The organism is Streptomyces sp. NPDC048288, from assembly GCF_043201555.1.
Lineage (GTDB): Bacteria > Actinomycetota > Actinomycetes > Streptomycetales > Streptomycetaceae > Streptomyces.
In genome coordinates, this window is record NZ_JBICZD010000008.1 from 1 (window position 1) to 16,059 (window position 16,059).

At 71.2% G+C, this 16,059-nt stretch carries 15 protein-coding genes; 9 read left to right on the forward strand and 6 right to left on the reverse strand.

All coding sequences use genetic code 11. From position 1 onward, the window contains the following. Positions 1-129: 129 nt before the first annotated feature. Positions 130-537: a hypothetical protein gene (locus tag ACGFZS_RS27590; RefSeq protein ID WP_393797377.1), complete on the reverse strand. Its 408-nt coding sequence runs from the start codon at positions 535-537 to the stop codon at positions 130-132. A gap of 162 nt (positions 538-699) precedes the next feature. Beyond that, positions 700-1,485 carry a hypothetical protein gene (locus tag ACGFZS_RS27595; protein WP_393797378.1) on the reverse strand — a complete coding sequence of 262 codons (786 nt, stop codon included), beginning with the start codon at positions 1,483-1,485 and terminating at the stop codon, positions 700-702. A 540-nt stretch (positions 1,486-2,025) separates the two neighbouring features. Here ACGFZS_RS27595 and ACGFZS_RS27600 point away from each other — a divergent pair. After that, the gene (locus tag ACGFZS_RS27600) at positions 2,026-2,700 is read left to right on the forward strand and encodes a transglycosylase family protein (protein WP_393797379.1); all 675 of its coding nucleotides are present in this window, start codon (positions 2,026-2,028) and stop codon (positions 2,698-2,700) included. A 418-nt stretch (positions 2,701-3,118) separates the two neighbouring features. Further along, the gene (locus ACGFZS_RS27605) at positions 3,119-3,334 is read left to right on the forward strand and encodes an I78 family peptidase inhibitor (RefSeq protein ID WP_393668285.1); all 216 of its coding nucleotides are present in this window, start codon (positions 3,119-3,121) and stop codon (positions 3,332-3,334) included. 78 nt (positions 3,335-3,412) lie between these two features. On the opposite strand, the gene ACGFZS_RS27610 is transcribed toward ACGFZS_RS27605, so the two are convergent. Both ACGFZS_RS27610 and ACGFZS_RS27615 read right to left on the reverse strand, forming a co-directional pair. Beyond that, positions 3,413-4,447 (reverse strand): phosphatase PAP2 family protein, encoded by a 1,035-nt coding sequence (locus ACGFZS_RS27610; protein ID WP_393797380.1) that lies wholly within the window; start codon positions 4,445-4,447, stop codon positions 3,413-3,415. A 238-nt stretch (positions 4,448-4,685) separates the two neighbouring features. After that, positions 4,686-5,945, reverse strand: coding sequence for a mannosyltransferase family protein (locus ACGFZS_RS27615; RefSeq protein ID WP_393797381.1), 1,260 nt, complete (start codon positions 5,943-5,945; stop codon positions 4,686-4,688). Between the two features lie 260 nt (positions 5,946-6,205). Here ACGFZS_RS27615 and ACGFZS_RS27620 point away from each other — a divergent pair, with 260 nt between their 5' ends. Beyond that, positions 6,206-7,813 (forward strand): MFS transporter, encoded by a 1,608-nt coding sequence (locus tag ACGFZS_RS27620; protein ID WP_393797382.1) that lies wholly within the window; start codon positions 6,206-6,208, stop codon positions 7,811-7,813. A gap of 137 nt (positions 7,814-7,950) precedes the next feature. Then, positions 7,951-9,144 (forward strand): acyl-CoA dehydrogenase family protein, encoded by a 1,194-nt coding sequence (locus ACGFZS_RS27625; protein ID WP_393797383.1) that lies wholly within the window; start codon positions 7,951-7,953, stop codon positions 9,142-9,144. A gap of 37 nt (positions 9,145-9,181) precedes the next feature. Here ACGFZS_RS27625 and ACGFZS_RS27630 read toward each other — a convergent pair whose 3' ends face one another. After that, positions 9,182-9,622 (reverse strand): cell division protein SepF, encoded by a 441-nt coding sequence (locus ACGFZS_RS27630; RefSeq protein ID WP_355723835.1) that lies wholly within the window; start codon positions 9,620-9,622, stop codon positions 9,182-9,184. A 262-nt stretch (positions 9,623-9,884) separates the two neighbouring features. Here ACGFZS_RS27630 and ACGFZS_RS27635 point away from each other — a divergent pair, with 262 nt between their 5' ends. From ACGFZS_RS27635 to ACGFZS_RS27655, 5 genes are all read left to right on the forward strand, one after another. Continuing rightward, positions 9,885-10,976, forward strand: coding sequence for a DUF5685 family protein (locus tag ACGFZS_RS27635; RefSeq protein WP_393797384.1), 1,092 nt, complete (start codon positions 9,885-9,887; stop codon positions 10,974-10,976). 215 nt (positions 10,977-11,191) lie between these two features. Next, positions 11,192-13,474 carry a nitrate- and nitrite sensing domain-containing protein gene (locus tag ACGFZS_RS27640; RefSeq protein ID WP_393797385.1) on the forward strand — a complete coding sequence of 761 codons (2,283 nt, stop codon included), beginning with the start codon at positions 11,192-11,194 and terminating at the stop codon, positions 13,472-13,474. Next, the gene (locus ACGFZS_RS27645; protein WP_355723830.1) at positions 13,471-13,899 is read left to right on the forward strand and encodes a roadblock/LC7 domain-containing protein; all 429 of its coding nucleotides are present in this window, start codon (positions 13,471-13,473) and stop codon (positions 13,897-13,899) included. Before ACGFZS_RS27640 ends, ACGFZS_RS27645 begins: the two co-directional genes overlap by 4 nt. Continuing rightward, complete coding sequence (locus ACGFZS_RS27650) at positions 13,896-14,246, forward strand: DUF742 domain-containing protein (protein ID WP_365695312.1); 351 nt, start codon at positions 13,896-13,898, stop codon at positions 14,244-14,246. Before ACGFZS_RS27645 ends, ACGFZS_RS27650 begins: the two co-directional genes overlap by 4 nt. Beyond that, positions 14,230-14,826, forward strand: coding sequence for an ATP/GTP-binding protein (locus tag ACGFZS_RS27655; RefSeq protein ID WP_355723824.1), 597 nt, complete (start codon positions 14,230-14,232; stop codon positions 14,824-14,826). The genes ACGFZS_RS27650 and ACGFZS_RS27655 overlap by 17 nt, the downstream gene beginning before the upstream one ends. Before the next feature lie 119 nt (positions 14,827-14,945). Here the strand turns inward: ACGFZS_RS27655 and ACGFZS_RS27660 are convergent, their stop codons facing one another. Further along, positions 14,946-15,899, reverse strand: a complete 954-nt coding sequence (locus ACGFZS_RS27660) for an ABC transporter substrate-binding protein (protein ID WP_393797386.1) — start codon at positions 15,897-15,899, stop codon at positions 14,946-14,948. Positions 15,900-16,059: the final 160 nt, after the last annotated feature.

Below are 16,059 nucleotides of genomic sequence, written 5' to 3' on the forward strand. Positions count from 1 at the left end.
GTTGTGGTGGTCGGGGGCCACCCGCACCCACCCCCCGGGGGGGGGGCGGTCCAGGGGGGGGGGTCTAACTTTGTGGGCCCCGGGGGGGGGGGCGCCCCCGGGCCCGGGGGCCCGCCCCTCACACGTGTGTCACAGACCCCGGCGCGGTCCCGGCGGAAGCGCAGCCGGGACCGCGGTCATCCCGGCGTCCTGGGACCGGCCGAGCGTCCCGATCCGCTGCCACTGCGGCGGCTGCGGGTGCTCACCGCCGTGCCGCGCGCTGAAGGCGCCCGCACTGTACGCGCTGTACGCGGTCCCTCCGTACGACCCCAGCCCGTGGATGCCCGTGCTGAACGGGGTGTTCCCGAAGGCGACGAACCCCAGATCCTCCTCACCGCTGCGGTCTCCCGGCAGCGTACGGAAGCTCTTGACCCACTCCGCGTAGAGCGAGTCGTAGATCGGCGTGGCCGAGACCCCGCCGGTGGCCTCCTGGGCCACCCGTGCGGACGGAACGGCGGAGAAGGACGGCCGGCGGGGCGGAAGGTCGTATGCGTGCACGTATGTCCAAACGACCGGGTTGGTGAAGAGATGCGGTCGAACAGCGCCCTGTCAGGGGCGCGGGGCTGTATCTGATATGCGGCTCCGCCGCGTGGGCGCGAGCAGCCACGCCGGTGCCGCACCCGCCATGCGGGACACAGCCCTCTGCCCCTCGGGCGACCCTCAGACCCCCGCGAGAGGCAACGCCGCCGCCACCAGCTTCCCGTTCGCCGCGGCCTTGTCCAGGGCGTCCCGCAGCAGGTCCTCCCGGGGCTGCCGCCCGATCGACCCGACCGGCGCCGCGAACATCAGCACCTGCTGGTGCTTGTTGGCGGCCGCTCGCCACCCGTCGGTCACCTGTAGCGGCTGGTGCGCCTGCCACCAGGCGATCGGCTGCCCGCCGTTCGCCCCCGGCTGCAGCACCGCGTGCAGCTGACCCACCGCCAGCAGCACCGACCACCCGTGCAGCACCGGCGGCACCGCGGTCAGCTCCGTCAGCGGCATGAAGCCCTGTTCGATGAGGAGCGGCAGGAAGTCGTCGCCGACCCCGTCCGTGCCGGGCCGGACGATCGGCGAGGTCGGCTCGACGACGAGCGCGGGGTGCAACTCCCCGGCGATCAGGACGAGTCCGCTGGTCACCCCGAGCACCGCCTGCTCGGGCACGGACTTCTGCGGCCCGCCGCCGGGCGCGCTGTCGCCGTTGATGGAGCGGACCGCGCCCTGCAGCTGCTCCTCGGTGACCTGGACGACCTGCGAGGGCAGGCAGGTGGCGTGGGCGAAGGCGAGGACGGCGGTCTCGTCGCCGATGAACAGGACGGTGCTGGTGCGCTCCTGTTCGGAGTCGCCCGGGGTGCGGCAGGACGTGCAGTCGTAGCTGCCGGGGGCGTTGTCTCCGGCGAGCAACCGGTCGGCTTCTTCGTCGCCGATCTCGGCGCGTACCTCGTTGCTGACGTCGAGCATGCGCGGCACGGTGGCTCCCTCGGGATGCGGTACGTGAAGGCCCGGGTGGCTCCCGGTCCGTGAGCCCCCGGGGTCGCGGGCTCATGAAGAAGACAACGGGTGATCTGTGGTGGGGGTCACGCCTCGGGGGGATCGGGATCGAACCATCCACTGCACAGGGTCACTCCCCGTGCGGAATTCGGCACTCCCCGTCAACTCTTCGCAAGCCAAAGGAGTTTGACGCGGTGAAGTGAATCACAGATCCATCGAACCCATGGTCGACAAATCATGAAATCAGGGAATGTAGTGGGTGGCTGGAAATCGCCGCTACCAACGGTAACACCGAACTGGCCTGGCCGGACGGGGAGTTGGTTGATTTCGGACGTTCCCGGTCCCTAGATTCCTCCGCCGTGTGCAACGAGCACCGCTCGGGTACGTCCGCCGGCCGAACCAGGCAGAGCACCACCGCAGTACCAGGCCGCGGCGGACGGGGCGAGCGCGAAGAACCGCGTCCATCGCGCGGGGACCGCGACCGCCTGGGGGAGCCCGGGTACGTGGAGAGGGAAATACATGTCCGAGTGTGCCGATACCACCCGTGAGACCGCCGCGAAGAACGGCTCCCGCAAGGGCCGTACGACGGCCGCCCTGGCCGGAGCGGCGCTGCTCGCCCCGCTGGGCCTGCTGGCAGCCACCGGCAACGCCGCGGCGGCGGACAACGGAGTGTGGGACCGCATCGCCCAGTGCGAGAGCGGCGGCAACTGGCACATCAACACCGGCAACGGCTACTACGGCGGACTCCAGTTCTCCGCCTCCACCTGGCGCGCGTACGGCGGCACCGCCTACGCGTCGACGGCCGACCAGGCCTCCAGGGAAGCGCAGATCGCCGTCGCCACCAAGGTTCAGCACGCCCAGGGCTGGGGCGCGTGGCCGGTCTGCTCCGGGCGGGCCGGAGCGACCGGCTCGGCGCCCGAGAGCGCCTCGGTGACCACGAAGAGCAGCACGGAGTCGGCGACGAAGTCGACGACCACCAGGAAGTCGACCCCTGCGGCGAAGACGCCGCAGCGCTCGACCCCGCGCACCGGCACCGCCTCGGCCAAGGGCGACTACACCGTCCGCGAGGGCGACACCCTGAGCGGGATCGCCGCGCGGCACGGCACCAGCTGGCAGCGCCTCTACGCCGCCAACAAGGCCGTCATCGGCGACGACCCGAACCTGATCGTGCCCGGGCAGCGCCTCGCGCTCTGACGCGCGCCCCTGCCCCGCCCGGTCCGCCCCGCCCGGTCCGACCGGGTGGGGCCCGGCGCGTTTTTGGGGCATGTACATGCTCCGCATCGGAACCGGATGCCCCGATGTGACGCCGATTCACCCGGGCCGGTACGGGGGTTCTGTGTCCGAGTGGTGAAACTCTTATGCGGTGTCAGGTCGTGCGCGGGGCCGCGGATTCGGAATGGAATCGGCCCGCATGAGCCCCCCTGGTCCTTACTTCCGGTTCTTTCCGGCGGGCTTTTCGGAAGACCCTACCGGCATCAGGGAATTGCGCTCGAATGCGCCAGGAAGAGGTACGGAACCGCTCGTACGTGTGATGGAGTTCGACCGAAACGCGTGTCGTGATTCTGTGACAGAAGCGTGACCCGAGGGCCGGAACTCGGGATAGCGTGGCCGCATGGCACCGAATCCCGCTCCGCCGACGGAGCCCCAGGACAGCCCGCAAGGGTACGTAGGCCTCCACTCGGGCGACGCGGAGCGGCTCGCCCGGGAGCGGGGGTGGTCGACGGTCCGCTCACTGCCGCCGGGGGCGATCATCACCATGGAGTACCGGGCGGGGCGGCTCAACTTCGAGGTACGGGACGGCGTGGTGGCGCGCGCCTGGAAGGGCTGAGCGCGCCTGGCGGGCCGAGCGCGGGGCCGGTTGTGCGTACCTGGCCCCGCGGTCGTGCCCGTCGCGTCCGTGCGGTCCTCAGCCGCCCGTCAGCGGGCGGGCCGGCTGGCCGGCGGTGCCGCGCGGCTGCCGCTCCGGGTGCTGCGGGCGGCGGCTGCCGACCGGGGTCACCGGAGTGCGCTCCGAGCGGGCCGTGTGCGGGCCGGGCGCCAGATGGATCGGCGTCCGGGGGGAGCGGGTGGAGGAGACCGGCTCGCGCTCCGGTTCCGTCTGCTCGGCGGGCGCCGGACGCGGCTTGAGAACCACGGGCGGGACCGGGACGGGGGCGGGCGCGGGGACCGGCACCGCACTGCCGCGGCGGGAGCGCCGGCGGTCGCGCAGGTCGAAGAGCCAGGTCTCGGCGCGGGCGATGAACGGCTCGCACCAGGGGAGTGCCAGCAGGATCAGCAGCCCGGCGGCCCAGCCCAGCAACACGTCGCTCAGCCAGTGCGTACCGAGGTAGACGGTGGACATGCCGACGCCGAGGGAGGTGACCGCCGAGGCGGCGGAGAGCCAGCGGCGGGCTCGCGGGGTGGAGGCCAGATACGCCAGAATTCCCCAGGTCACCACCGCGTTGGCGGTGTGGCCGCTGGGGAATATATCGCCGCCCAGACCCATCTCGTTCGAGCCGATCACGGTCGCGTAGTGCGGACCGAGGCGCCCCATGCCGAGCTTGGCGGCGCCGACCGTGATGTTCAGCAGCAGCAGCGAGGCGCCGAGCGTGAGCAGCGGGCGCAGGGTGTGCTGCCGCCAGGAGCGCCAGCCCAGCCAGGCCGCGACCATCACGGCGGTCGGGCCGCGCTGGCCGAGGACCACGTAGTAATCGACGAACCAGTGGATTCCCGACCACTGCTGGTACGGCCGGAAGAACATGACCTGCCAGTCGAGCCGGACCAGCCACGAGGTGATGACGACGGCCCACACGATCGCCAGGTAGAAGGCGAGGGTTCCGGTGAACAACACCACCCGGTGCCGGCTCATCCGCGGCACATCAATGTGGGCCGGTCGTTCCGGCTCACGGTCCAGCCTGGCGAACACCCGGTCCAGACGGGTGAGGTTTCGTTCGGTACGCACCCAATCGACGTTACAGCGAGTGAGCTCTGTTCCCGGTCGAAACAGCGGCTTTGTGATGACGATGTGATGTGGGAAACCTCTCAGGAGGCTTCCGAATTCTAAGGATTCCGTAATCCGCCGGGGGTCTGCCCTTCAATTCCTTTGATCATGCCGGGCGGCCGTTTTATGGCACTTATGAATTCGTTAACCAAAGCATGGGGTGGAATTCTCCGGCTGCTCACCGTCCCGACGCGGATGATCATGGTGGCCCGGAGCCGTTCAGCCAGAACGCGCCATAGACCGCCGAGGCCACCGCGACACCGGCCGTGACCAGCGCCGATCGGCCGGTGCGCAGCCGGGCGAGGGCTCGGGCGAGCGGGAACAGCACCGGGAAGGCCGGCATCAGCAGCCGCGGCTTGGACCCGAAGTAGCTGGACGCGCAGAGCGCGAGGGCGAGGACGACACCCGTGTAGACCAGCAGGGGAAGCGGTTGCCGCTGACGCAGACCCGTCACGTAGAGCCACAACAGCAGGCCGACGCCGACGATCAAACCCGCTCCGGCCGGAGCGGACGGAAATGACGTGAACTTGTCGCCCACGAAGCGTGCGAACGCATAGCCGCCGTCGAAGCCGTTGCGCCAGCCCGCCTGGACGTCCAGATAGCCGAGCGGACCCTTCCCGGTGCGATGGCCGACCCACAGCACATAGGCGGCCGTGCCGGCGGGGGCGAGGAGCATGCCGAGGGCGCGTGTTGCGTGGTGTGCGCCGGTTGGCTGCGGGGTGCGCCGGGCGCGGGCGGCGCTGGACGCCTCGGGGGCGTGCTCGCCATCGTGCGCGCCCGGCACGTCACTTGCACTCTGCTCCCGCGCGCCCCCGCTCCGATCCCGCACGAACGAGACCACCCCCGCCGTCCACACCGCCGCCACCACGGCGAGTCCCACCGGCCGGGTCAGCCCCGCCAGCGCGGCCAGCGCACCCGCTCCCACCCAGCGGCCGGTCAGCACGGCGTACAGCGACCAGGCGGCCAGCGCCGTGAACAGCGACTCGCTGTACGCCATCGACTGCACGATCCCGACGGGCAGGACGGCCCACACCAGCACCGCGCAGACCCCGACCCGCGGGCCGTACACCACGTCGGCGACCGCGAAGATCCCCCAGGCCGCGGCGAGCGAGGCGAGCAGGGCGACCACGAGGCCCGCGTCCGCGTACGACAGGGGCGTGAGCGCGTGCAACAGGCGCTCCAGCCACGGCAGCAGCGGGAAGAAGGCCAGGTTGGAGTGGACGTCGCCGTTCGGCAGCCGCACCTCGTAGCCGTAGCCCAGTTCGGCGACCCGCGTGTACCACAGCGAGTCCCAGCGGGCCGTCAACAAGGTGTGCGCGTTCTTGCCGCGCGCCGCGCTCCACACGGCCAGCACGAACAGACCCAGGGCGCGCACGGCGACATACCCGAGCAGCGCCGGCGCGGCCCGGCGCGGGGCCGGGCCCGGAGGCGCCGCCACGGGCGTTTCAAGATCGGTCACGGGCTCGATTATCGACCGGACGCGGAACCGGAGGGCCCGCCCCGGCGTGGTCCCGGTCGGGGCCAGTGGCGTACGCCACATGAGTTCTGTGGAGAGTGTGAGAGGTCCGCCACGTGACCCCGGAACGAACTCGCGTACGCTGACGTGTCACTCGCGTTCGTATGCGCGGGCCGGAGACCCCGCTCCTCTCCGGCCGTACGACGGGGAGTCCCCGCCCCGCCGATCCGCCGCGCGCGAGGGACCATCTGGGAGGTACGTACATGTCCGGGACGACCACGGCTGCCGTACGCCAGCGCCGTCGGGCGCCCGAAGCCGGTGCCGGTGCCAACCGCTGGGTCGTCCTCGTCGTCCTCTGTGTCAGCCTGCTGCTGGTCGCCCTCGACGCGACCGTGCTGCATGTCGCGGTGCCCGCCGTCACCGAGGACCTCAAGCCCGGCGCCATGCAGCTGCTCTGGATCGTCGACGTCTATCCGCTGGTCTGCGCCTCGCTGCTGATCCTCTTCGGCACGCTCGGCGACCGGGTGGGCCGACGCCGGATCCTGCTCATCGGATACGCCCTGTTCGGCGTCGCCTCCGCGGCGGCGGCCGTCGCGCCGAGCGCCGAGGCGCTGATCCTGGCCCGGGCGCTGCTCGGTGTCGGCGGCGCGATGATCATGCCCGCGACGCTGTCGATCCTCCGGCAGGTCTTCCCCGACCGCCGTGAACGGGCCGTCGCCATCGGCATCTGGAGCGCGGTGGCGGCGGTCGGCGCGGCCGTCGGCCCGCTCCTCGGCGGCTTCCTCCTCGAACACTTCTGGTGGGGCTCCGTCTTCCTGGTCAACATTCCGCTGATGCTGATCAGCCTCCCGGTGGGACGGCTGCTCCTCCCCGAGTCGCGCGGCGACCGCAACGGCCCCTGGGACGTGGTCGGCGCGCTGATGGCGGCGGCCGGTCTGTTCGGGGTCGTCTTCGCCGTGAAACGCCTGGGCGGCGGCGAGCCGGCGGGCAGCGTGCTCACGGTGGCGCCGCTGGTGCTCGGCGCGCTGCTGCTGATGCTCTTCGGGCGGCGGCAACGGCGGCGGGCGTTCCCGCTGGTGGACCTGAAGATGTTCGCGCGGCCCGCGTTCTGCACGGCGGTGGGCTGCATCGTGCTGGCGATGCTCGCGCTCGTGGGCCTCGAACTGATCGCCGCGCAGTATCTGCAGCTGGTCCTCGGGCTGTCCCCGCTGCAGACGGGGCTACGACTGCTGCCGCTGACGCTCGCCGCGATGGCGGCGGGGCTGGCCGGGGCGCGGATGCTGCGGCGTTTCGGGCCGCGCCGGATGGTGTGCTTCGGCTTCTGCCTGACCGCGGCGGCGGTGCTGACGCTGACGGCGATGGGCGGGGCCGACAACGCGGGTCTGCTGCTCGTCGGCTTCCTGCTGCTCGGCTTCGGCCTGGAGACCACGCTCTTCGGGGCGTACGAGTCGATGCTGAACGAGGCGCCGGCGGAGCAGGCCGGGGGCGCGGCGGCGATCGGCGAGACGTCGTACCAGCTGGGTGCCGGGATCGGGATCGCGCTCCTCGGCAGCGTGATGAACGCGGCGTACGCGCCGGGGCTGGCCGGGGTGCCGGGGGTGCCGGCGTCGGCGTCGGCCGCGGCGGGGCATTCGCTGGGGGAGGCGTACGAGGTCGCCGGGCGGCTGGGCGGGTCGGCGGGGTCGGCGCTGCGGCAGGCGGCGCGGGACTCCTTCGTGCACGGGCTGCATGTGACGTTGCTGGTGAGTGCGGGGTTGCTGTTGCTGGGGGCCGTGATGGCGCTGCGGTTGCCGCGGGCCATGCAGTGCGAGGAATCACCGGTCGAGGTCCCCGCCCCCCGCGAACCCACCCGCTCCCGCGTCTCCGCGTGACGCACCCCCTTCTCCCACCCACGGGAGGGTGGGCCGACCTGTGGGGGCGGATCGCCTTCGGCGGCTGTCGGTTGAGGGGATGTGGGGGAGGGCGCGTAATCTGTTGTAACTAGCAGCGCTAGTTTATGGGAGGGTTCATGTCCGCGTCCGTGAAGTTGCCTGCGTTCGATCCGGGGGACCCGCTCGGGATCGACGATCTGCTGGAGCCGGAGGATGTCGCCGTACGGGAGACCGTGCGGAGGTGGGCGGCGGACCGGGTGCTGCCGTACGTCGCCGAGTGGTACGAGAGCGGGGAGCTGCCGGGGATCAGGGAGCTCGCGAAGGAGCTCGGGTCGATCGGGGCCCTCGGGATGTCGCTGGAGGGGTACGGGTGCGCGGGGGCGTCGGCCGTGCAGTACGGGCTGGCCTGTCTGGAGCTGGAGGCGGCCGACTCGGGTATCCGGTCGCTGGTGTCCGTGCAGGGGTCGCTGGCCATGTACGCCATCCACCGGTTCGGCAGCGAGGAACAGAAGCAGCGGTGGCTGCCGGGCATGGCCGCCGGTGACGTCATCGGGTGCTTCGGTCTGACCGAGCCCGACCACGGCTCCGACCCGGCCTCCATGCGGACGTACGCGAAGCGCGACGCCGGCGGCGACTGGGTGCTCAACGGGCGGAAGATGTGGATCACCAACGGGTCGGTGGCGGGCGTCGCCGTCGTCTGGGCACAGAGCGACAACGGGATCCGGGGGTTCGTCGTACCCACCGACACGCCCGGGTTCTCGGCGCCGGAGATCAAGCACAAGTGGTCGCTGCGGGCGAGTGTCACCAGTGAGCTGGTCCTGGAGGATGTGCGGCTGCCCGCCGACGCCGTGCTGCCCGAGGTCACCGGGCTCAAGGGGCCGCTCAGCTGTCTGTCGCACGCCCGGTACGGGATCGTGTGGGGCGCCATGGGTGCCGCGCGCAGCTGCCTGGAGGCCGCCGTCGAGTACGCGAAGACGCGGGAGCAGTTCGGGCGGCCGATCGGCGGCTTCCAGCTCACCCAGGCCAAACTCGCCGACATGGCGGTCGAACTGCACAAGGGGATCCTGCTCGCCCATCACCTGGGGCGGCGGATGGATGCCGGCCGCCTGCGTCCCGAGCAGGTCAGCTTCGGCAAGCTCAACAACGTACGAGAGGCGATCGAGATCTGCCGTACGGCACGGACGATTCTCGGGGCCAACGGGATCTCGCTGGAGTATCCCGTGATGCGGCACGCGACCAACCTCGAGTCGGTGCTCACCTACGAGGGCACCGTCGAGATGCACCAGCTGGTGCTGGGCAAGGCGCTCACCGGACTCGACGCGTTCCGGTGAACCCTGCGCGGGGGCAGGGCCGGTGAGCGGCCCTGCCTCAGCTCTGGTTGAAGAAGCCGTCCTCCCGGCGCGAGGCCGGCTCACCGTTGACGATCTCCGTGTTGGCGGGGGTCAGCAGGAAGACCCGGTTGGCGACCCGCTCGATGGTGCCGCGCAGGCCGAAGGTCAGCCCGGCCGCGAAGTCGACGACCCGCTTGGCGTCGGCCGGCTCCATGGCCGTGAGGTTCACGATGACCGGCACGCCCTCGCGGAACAGCTCACCGAGCGCGCGGGCGTCCCGGAAGCTGTCCGGGGTGACCGTACCGATCCGGCGGCCCTTCACCTCGGCGACGTCCGAGGCCACCTTGACCCGCGGGTCGGTGACCCAGGCATCCCCGGGCTGCTCGGTCCCTTCGGAGTAGTCGTCGTCGTAGTAGCGCTCGTCATCGTTGTCGTCGACGAGGCCAAGCCAGGCACTCGCCTTGCGTACCGATCCCATGGACGCCTCCTCTCACAGCGGTCCTTCATGCTCCGCATCTCTATGGTCGTCCATGATGCGGATGGCGCGCCAAGTGGATAGACGCCGCGCGGGGGGTTTGTGACGGTACTGGTGCAGAGCGCATACGTCGAGAGCCCAGATGTGCCAAGGGCCCTAGCTCACATGTCTGCTGACTGAGAGTGAAATATGATTGTTCCGGGCGTATGGGTGATCGGTAGTGCGTTTGAGTGAACGGCTTGGGGGGATTTCGGGCGTGTTCGGGATGGTCAGACCATGTGGTCATCGGCTGGGGGAGAGATTCAAGAACCAGTGGATGGCGCACCTGTGCGGGCTGTGTCTCGCCCTGCGCGGTGACCACGGGCAGTTCGCGCGGCTCGTGACGAACTATGACGGGCTGCTCATATCGGTTTTGACGGAGGCTCAGGCCGAGCGGCCGGAGGACGGGCGGCGTACGGCCGGACCGTGCCCGCTGCGCGGGATGCGGACCGCCTCCGTCGCCCGGGGCGAGGGCGCGCGGCTCGCCGCCGCCGTCTCCCTGGTGCTCGCCTCGGCCAAGGTCCGCGACCATGTCGCCGACGGGGACGGGCTGCTGGCGCGCGGGCCGGTCGCGCTCGCCGCGCGCCGGGTCGCGGACGGCTGGGGGCGCGCGGGAGCCCGTGGCGGCGCGGGGGTCGGGTTCGACACCGGGATCCTCGTCGACGCCGTCGACCGGCAGCTCGGCATCGAGGCGCTCGCGGGGCCGGGTACGCCCCTGCTCGCGGTCACCGAACCGACCGAGACGGCCACCGCCGCGGCCTTCGCGCACACCGCCGTCCTGGCCGGCCGGCCGGGCAACGCCGTTCCGCTGGCCGAGGCCGGACGCCTCTTCGGCCGGCTCGCGCATCTGCTGGACGCCGTCGAGGACCGGACCGCCGACGCCGCCACGGGCGCCTGGAACCCGCTCACCGCCACCGGGACCCCCCTCACCGAGGCCCGCCGGCTCGCCGACGACGCGCTGCACGGGATCCGGCTGGCGCTGCGGGACGCGGAGTTCACGGACGGCGCGCTGGCCCATCTGCTGCTCGTACACGAACTCGGGCGCTCGGTGGACCGGGCGTTCGGGGTCGCGCCGGGCTGCGCGGCCCACCTGCCCGGGCCCGAGGCCCCGGTGAAGAAGCGCGGATTCCTGGCGGGGTGCGGCATGTTCGCGCTGCTGTGCTGCAGCTGCCAGATGTGCTGCGCGGAGGAGTACGAGGGTCCCTGGTCCGGGAAGAAGCGCGAAGGCTGCTGCCGGAACTGCGACTGCGACTGCCCGTGCGACGGCTGCGACGGATGTGACGGCTGCGACTGCTGCTGTCCCTGCGACGGTTGCTGAGCGACCGTCAACCCGAGGCTCCCCTCGTCCCCGTATACGGTGACGAGGGGAGCGGACGGGTCACCTCGGGATTCTCCGAGATCCTGTTTCCGGGACGTAAAACAAAAACATGATCGGGTGACCGCTGCCCCGTGAGGTTCGTTGGCCGGGGCGCAGAACCATTTCTGCCTCGGTTCTGCGCATCCACCGACTCGCCTCCTGATTAAGGCACCTCCGTGCAAGCAGCCACCATTCGCACCAGGCTTCTGAGGATTCTGGTCCTCGCCCTCGCGGTCCTGCTGACACTGCTGGGCGTCGCCGCCGCCGAGCAGATCTCCGCCTACCGCAACGCCTCCGCCACCGCGGACAACGCCCGCCTGGAGATCACCCTCCAGGGCCTCATCCACGAACTCCAGAAGGAACGCGGTCTCACCACCGGATACGTCGGCGGCGTCAAGGAGTTCGGCGGCAAGCTGCCCGCACAGCGCAAGGCCACCGACGCCGCCCGCACCCTGCTGGACACGGCGCTCCGCGGACGCGACGACTCGGCCGCCGGCTCGGTGCGCGAGTCCCTCGGACGGCTCGACGGGCTCACCGGGATCCGCTCCCACGCGGACGACCACACCGGCGTGGTGAAGGACACCTTCGACTACTTCACCACCACCATCACCGTCCTCGACCGGCTCGACCTGGGCCTGAGCGACGTCCATGACGCCACCCTGCGCGACGCATACCAGACGCTGCAGATCCTCGGCAACGCCAAGGAGTTCACCGGCGAGGAGCGGGCCATCGTGCTCGGCTCGGTGCGCGCCGGGCAGTTCAAGGACGACGACTACAGCCGCTTCATGGAGATCCGGGCCGGCCGCCTCGCCGCCCTCGACGCCTTTCCCCGCTCGGCCACCGACGCCCAGCAGCGGCGCCTGGACGCGGCCCTGAGCACCCCGGACGCGGAGCGCGCGCTCACGTACGAGAGCACGGCCGTCCAGGGCGGCGGGAAGCTCAGGTGGAACGACATCCCGCCCATGCAGTGGTGGGACGCGATGACCGCCACCATCAACGGGCTGCGGGACGTCCAGGTCTCGCTCGGCGCCGACGTCGAGAACCGGGCCGCAGGGCTGGAGGGCACCGCCCAGCGCGACCTGCTCCTCTTCCTGCTGCTGGCCCTCGGCACCGTCGCCGCGCTCGGCGCGCTCGCCCTCGACTGTGTACGGTCCGTCTCCGCGCCGCTCGCCGAACTCGCCCACCAGGCCCGGGAGGTGGCCGGGCAGCGGCTGCCCGAGGCGGTCGCCGCCGTCCAGGACGGGTCCTCGGGCGAGAGCCCGGCCCCGCCCGCCCCGCTCGCCGTCGCGGCCACCGCCGGAGCCGAGGTCAAGGAGGTCGCCGAGGCCTTCGACCGGGTGCAGCGCGCCGCCTACGACCTCGCCACCGAGCAGGCCGTGCTGCGCCGCAACGCCACCGACTCGCTGGTCAGCCTCGGCCGCCGCAACCAGAACCTGGTGCGCCGCCAGATCAGCTTCATCAACAAGCTGGAGCACGAGGACGCCGACCCCGCCACCCTCGCCAACCTCTTCGAACTGGACCACCTCGCCACCCGTATGCGCCGCAACGCCGAGAGCCTGCTCGTCCTCGCCGGGGAGTCCAGCCCCCGCCCCTGGTCCACCCCGCTGTCCATCACGGACGTCCTGCGCGCCTCCCTCGCGGAGGTCGAGGAGTACCGCCGGGTCACCTTGCGCAGGGTCGAGCCCGCCCATCTCACCGGCTCGGTCGTCGCCGAGATCGCCCACCTGCTCGCCGAGCTGATCGAGAACGCGCTGAGCTTCTCGCCGCCCGACTCCGACGTGGAGATCGAGGGCCGCCGCACCAGCGCCGGCTACCTGGTCGCCATCGTCGACCACGGCCTCGGCATGGACACCCAGGCGCTCGCCGAGGCCAACGTACGGCTCTCCGGCACCGCCAGCTTCATGGCCGAACCCACCCGGTTCCTGGGCCACTTCGTGGTCGGCGCGCTCGCCCGCAAGTGCGGGATCGAGGTACGGCTCGGCGAGGCGCCGGCCGCCGGGGTGGTCGCCCGGGTGCTGATCCCCGTCAACCTGCTCACGGAGCCGACGGCGGTACCGAAGCAGGCCGCCGCCGCGGCCGGGCAGCCGGCCGTGCCCGCCCCGCGCAAGGGGACCGACGAGGCGCCGCTCGTCCCCGTCGCCACCGAGGGCGCCAAGCCCGCCGAGGCCGCCAGGCCGGAGCAGCAGCAGAAGAAGGGCGCCTCGGCCGCCCGGACCCGCAACGGGCTCGTCAAGCGGCCCCAGCGCAGCGCGATCGCGGACGCCGTCAGCGAGACCGACCGGCCCAGCCGCCCGGCGCCCGCCGAACGGACCCCCGACCGCAGCCCCGAGGAGGTCTCCGGAATGCTGGCCACCCTCCGCAGCGCGCACATGCGGGGCGGGATCAGCGTGGAGAAGGAGAAACGGGAGAAGGAAGCGGACCACGAGGGCGGCGCGAAGGGCGAGGGTGACGCCAAGTGACCACCGTCGACACCCCCAGCGAATCGCGGACCTTCAACTGGCTGCTCGCGAACTTCGTCAAGTCCACCGACGGGGTACGGGACGCGGTCGCCGTCTCCTCCGACGGGCTGCTCATCGCCGTCTCGGACGGGCTCGGGCGCACTGAGGCCGACCATCTCGCGGCGATCGTGTCGGGCCTGTCGTCGCTCGCGCGCAGCGCGTCCAAGCGGTACGGCTTCGACGGGGTCAAACTCATCATGATCGAGATGGGGCGCGGCTTCCTGCTGGTCTCCGCGATCCGGGACGGCAGCTGCCTCGGCGTCCTCGCCGACTCCAGCGGCGAACTCGGCCTCGTCGGCTACGAGATGGCGGTGCTCGCGGAACGGGCCGGGGACCTGCTGACGCCGGCGCTCATCGCCGATCTCCGGCAGGCGTTGCCGCGATGAGTGCGCGGGAGCCTGTCGAGTCCCCCGACGACACGTCCTTCGTCCGGCCGTTCATCATGACCGGCGGCCGGGCCGAGCCGCTCCAGGCCGATCTGCGGCTGGAGACGCTGGTGGTGGCCGTCGGGGTGCCGGACGAGTCGCTCGCGTTCGAACGGCGGCACATCGTCGCGGTGTGCGCACAGCCGACGACGGTCGCCGAGGTGGCGCACCGGGTCGGCGTCCCCCTCGGAGTCGCCAAGGTGCTGATCTCCGACCTCGTCGTCGCCGGGCAGCTCGCCTGCCGGCAACCCGCGGAGCTGCCGCTCCAGATGCTCGAAAGGATCAGGGACCATGTCCGGGCGCTCTGACAGGGTTGTGCCGCTCGCCGTGAAGATCGTGGTGAGCGGGGGGCTCGGGGTCGGCAAGACGACGTTCATCGGGGCGATCTCGGAGATCGAACCGCTGGACACGGAGGCGGCGATCACCCAGGTGTCGGTGGGCGTCGACTCGCTGGACGGCGTGGAGTCCAAGACGACGACCACGGTCGCCCTCGACTTCGGGCGGATCACGCTGGACCCGTCCATCGCGCTGTATCTGTTCGGCACACCCGGGCAGGACCGGTTCTCGTTCCTGTGGGACGACCTCGTGGAGGGGGCGCTCGGCACGGTGGTCCTCGCGGACACGCGCCGGATCGAGGACTGCTTTCCCGCCGTCGACTACTTCGAGGCGCACGGGGCGCCGTTCGTCCTCGCCGTGAACCGCTTCGATGGCGCCGAGCGGTTCGAACTGGGCGAGGTGCGGGAGGCGTTGGGGTTGGGGGCCGATGTTCCGGTGCTGGACTGTGATGCGCGGGAGCGGGGGTCGGTGCGGGATGTGCTGGGCGCGCTGATGGACCGGGTGATCGGAGTGAGGTCCGCGCCGAGGCGGAGGGCGGTGGCTGTGCGGTAGGCGCCGTGGGGGCGCGGGGTGTGCGGCGCGCGCGGGTTGTGTGTGGTTGCTCGCGCCCACGCGGCGGAGCCGCATGTCTGCACAGCCCCGCGCCCCTGACGGGGCGCGTTGTCGTGGCGTCAGTTCTTCAGTTCTGGGGGTGAGATCTGGGACTTGGGGATGGCTGAGGCTGTGGTGCCCCATTTTTTGAGGATCTTGGTGTAGGTGCCGTCGGCTATGAGTTGGTTGACCGCCGACTGGAAGGCGGGGGCCAGTTCGGTGCCCTTCTTGAAGGCGAAGCCGACGTCGAGGCGGTGGTACTCGTTGAGGAACTTCAGGCCCTGCTGGTGGGTGACCGCGTAGCGCAGGCCGTTGATGGTGGACATCACGACGTCGCTGCGGCCCTGCTGGACGGAGGACCAGATGGCGCTCTGCTCGCCGTAGGTCTGCACGGTGTACGCCTTCTCGCCGGCGTCGGTGCAGACCTTCTTGTTCTCTTCGAGGGTCGCCTCGAAGGTGGTGCCGGCGGCGGTCGCGACGTTCAGCCCGCAGAGCTGCCTGAGGTCGGTGATCTTCGACAGCTTGCTGTCCGCGCGGGTGGCGAAGCCCTGGCCGTCGTTGATGTAGGTGACGAAGTCGATGGTCTTGCGACGCTCGTCGGTCACCCCGAAGTTGGCGGCGCCGAAGTCGTACTTGCCGCTGTCCAGCGCGGGCAGGATCGCCTCGAAACTGGCCTGCTCGATCTTGAGCCTGATGCCCAGCACCTTCGCCACGGCCTTGGTGAAGTCGACGTCCTGGCCGGTCAGGGTCTTCCCGTCGGGCAGATAGGCGGTGCCGGGCGGGGTGCCGCCGACGGTGACCGCGACGGTGAGGCCGGTCGTGCCCGAGGGCAGCAGCCGGGCCGCCGCGTCGTCCTTGCGGATCGCCGAGATCACGTCCGTGGTGGGGATCTTGTCGTTCGCGGCTGCCACCCCCTGCGCGCCGGTGCCGGAAGAGGCGCCGGAACCGCAGGCGGTGAGAAGCAGCGCCGTGGCCGAGGTGAGCGCAAAGAAGTGGACAAAATGCCTATAACGGGCATGGGTGGGTGTACGCATCGTCGGGCGGTCTCCTGGGGTCAGCAGGTGAGCGGAGCGCGAGGGGAGGGGTGCGCGTGTGAAGGCGAAGGAGAAGGCGGCGCAAGGGAGAACGCGAGGAATCCCCGCCGTGGGCGGGGCGCGCAGTGGGTCAGCTCAACAGGAACAGGACCACACGCGA

Coding starts and splice junctions, on each gene's coding strand:
- ACGFZS_RS27600 (WP_393797379.1), top strand. CDS start 2,026: ATGTCCGAGTGTGCCGATACCACCCGTGAGACCGCCGCGAAGAACGGC.
- ACGFZS_RS27605 (WP_393668285.1), top strand. CDS start 3,119: ATGGCACCGAATCCCGCTCCGCCGACGGAGCCCCAGGACAGCCCGCAA.
- ACGFZS_RS27620 (WP_393797382.1), top strand. CDS start 6,206: ATGTCCGGGACGACCACGGCTGCCGTACGCCAGCGCCGTCGGGCGCCC.
- ACGFZS_RS27625 (WP_393797383.1), top strand. CDS start 7,951: ATGTCCGCGTCCGTGAAGTTGCCTGCGTTCGATCCGGGGGACCCGCTC.
- ACGFZS_RS27630 (WP_355723835.1), bottom strand. CDS start 9,622: ATGGGATCGGTACGCAAGGCGAGTGCCTGGCTTGGCCTCGTCGACGAC.
- ACGFZS_RS27635 (WP_393797384.1), top strand. CDS start 9,885: ATGGTCAGACCATGTGGTCATCGGCTGGGGGAGAGATTCAAGAACCAG.
- ACGFZS_RS27650 (WP_365695312.1), top strand. CDS start 13,896: ATGAGTGCGCGGGAGCCTGTCGAGTCCCCCGACGACACGTCCTTCGTC.
- ACGFZS_RS27655 (WP_355723824.1), top strand. CDS start 14,230: ATGTCCGGGCGCTCTGACAGGGTTGTGCCGCTCGCCGTGAAGATCGTG.
- ACGFZS_RS27660 (WP_393797386.1), bottom strand. CDS start 15,899: ATGCGTACACCCACCCATGCCCGTTATAGGCATTTTGTCCACTTCTTT.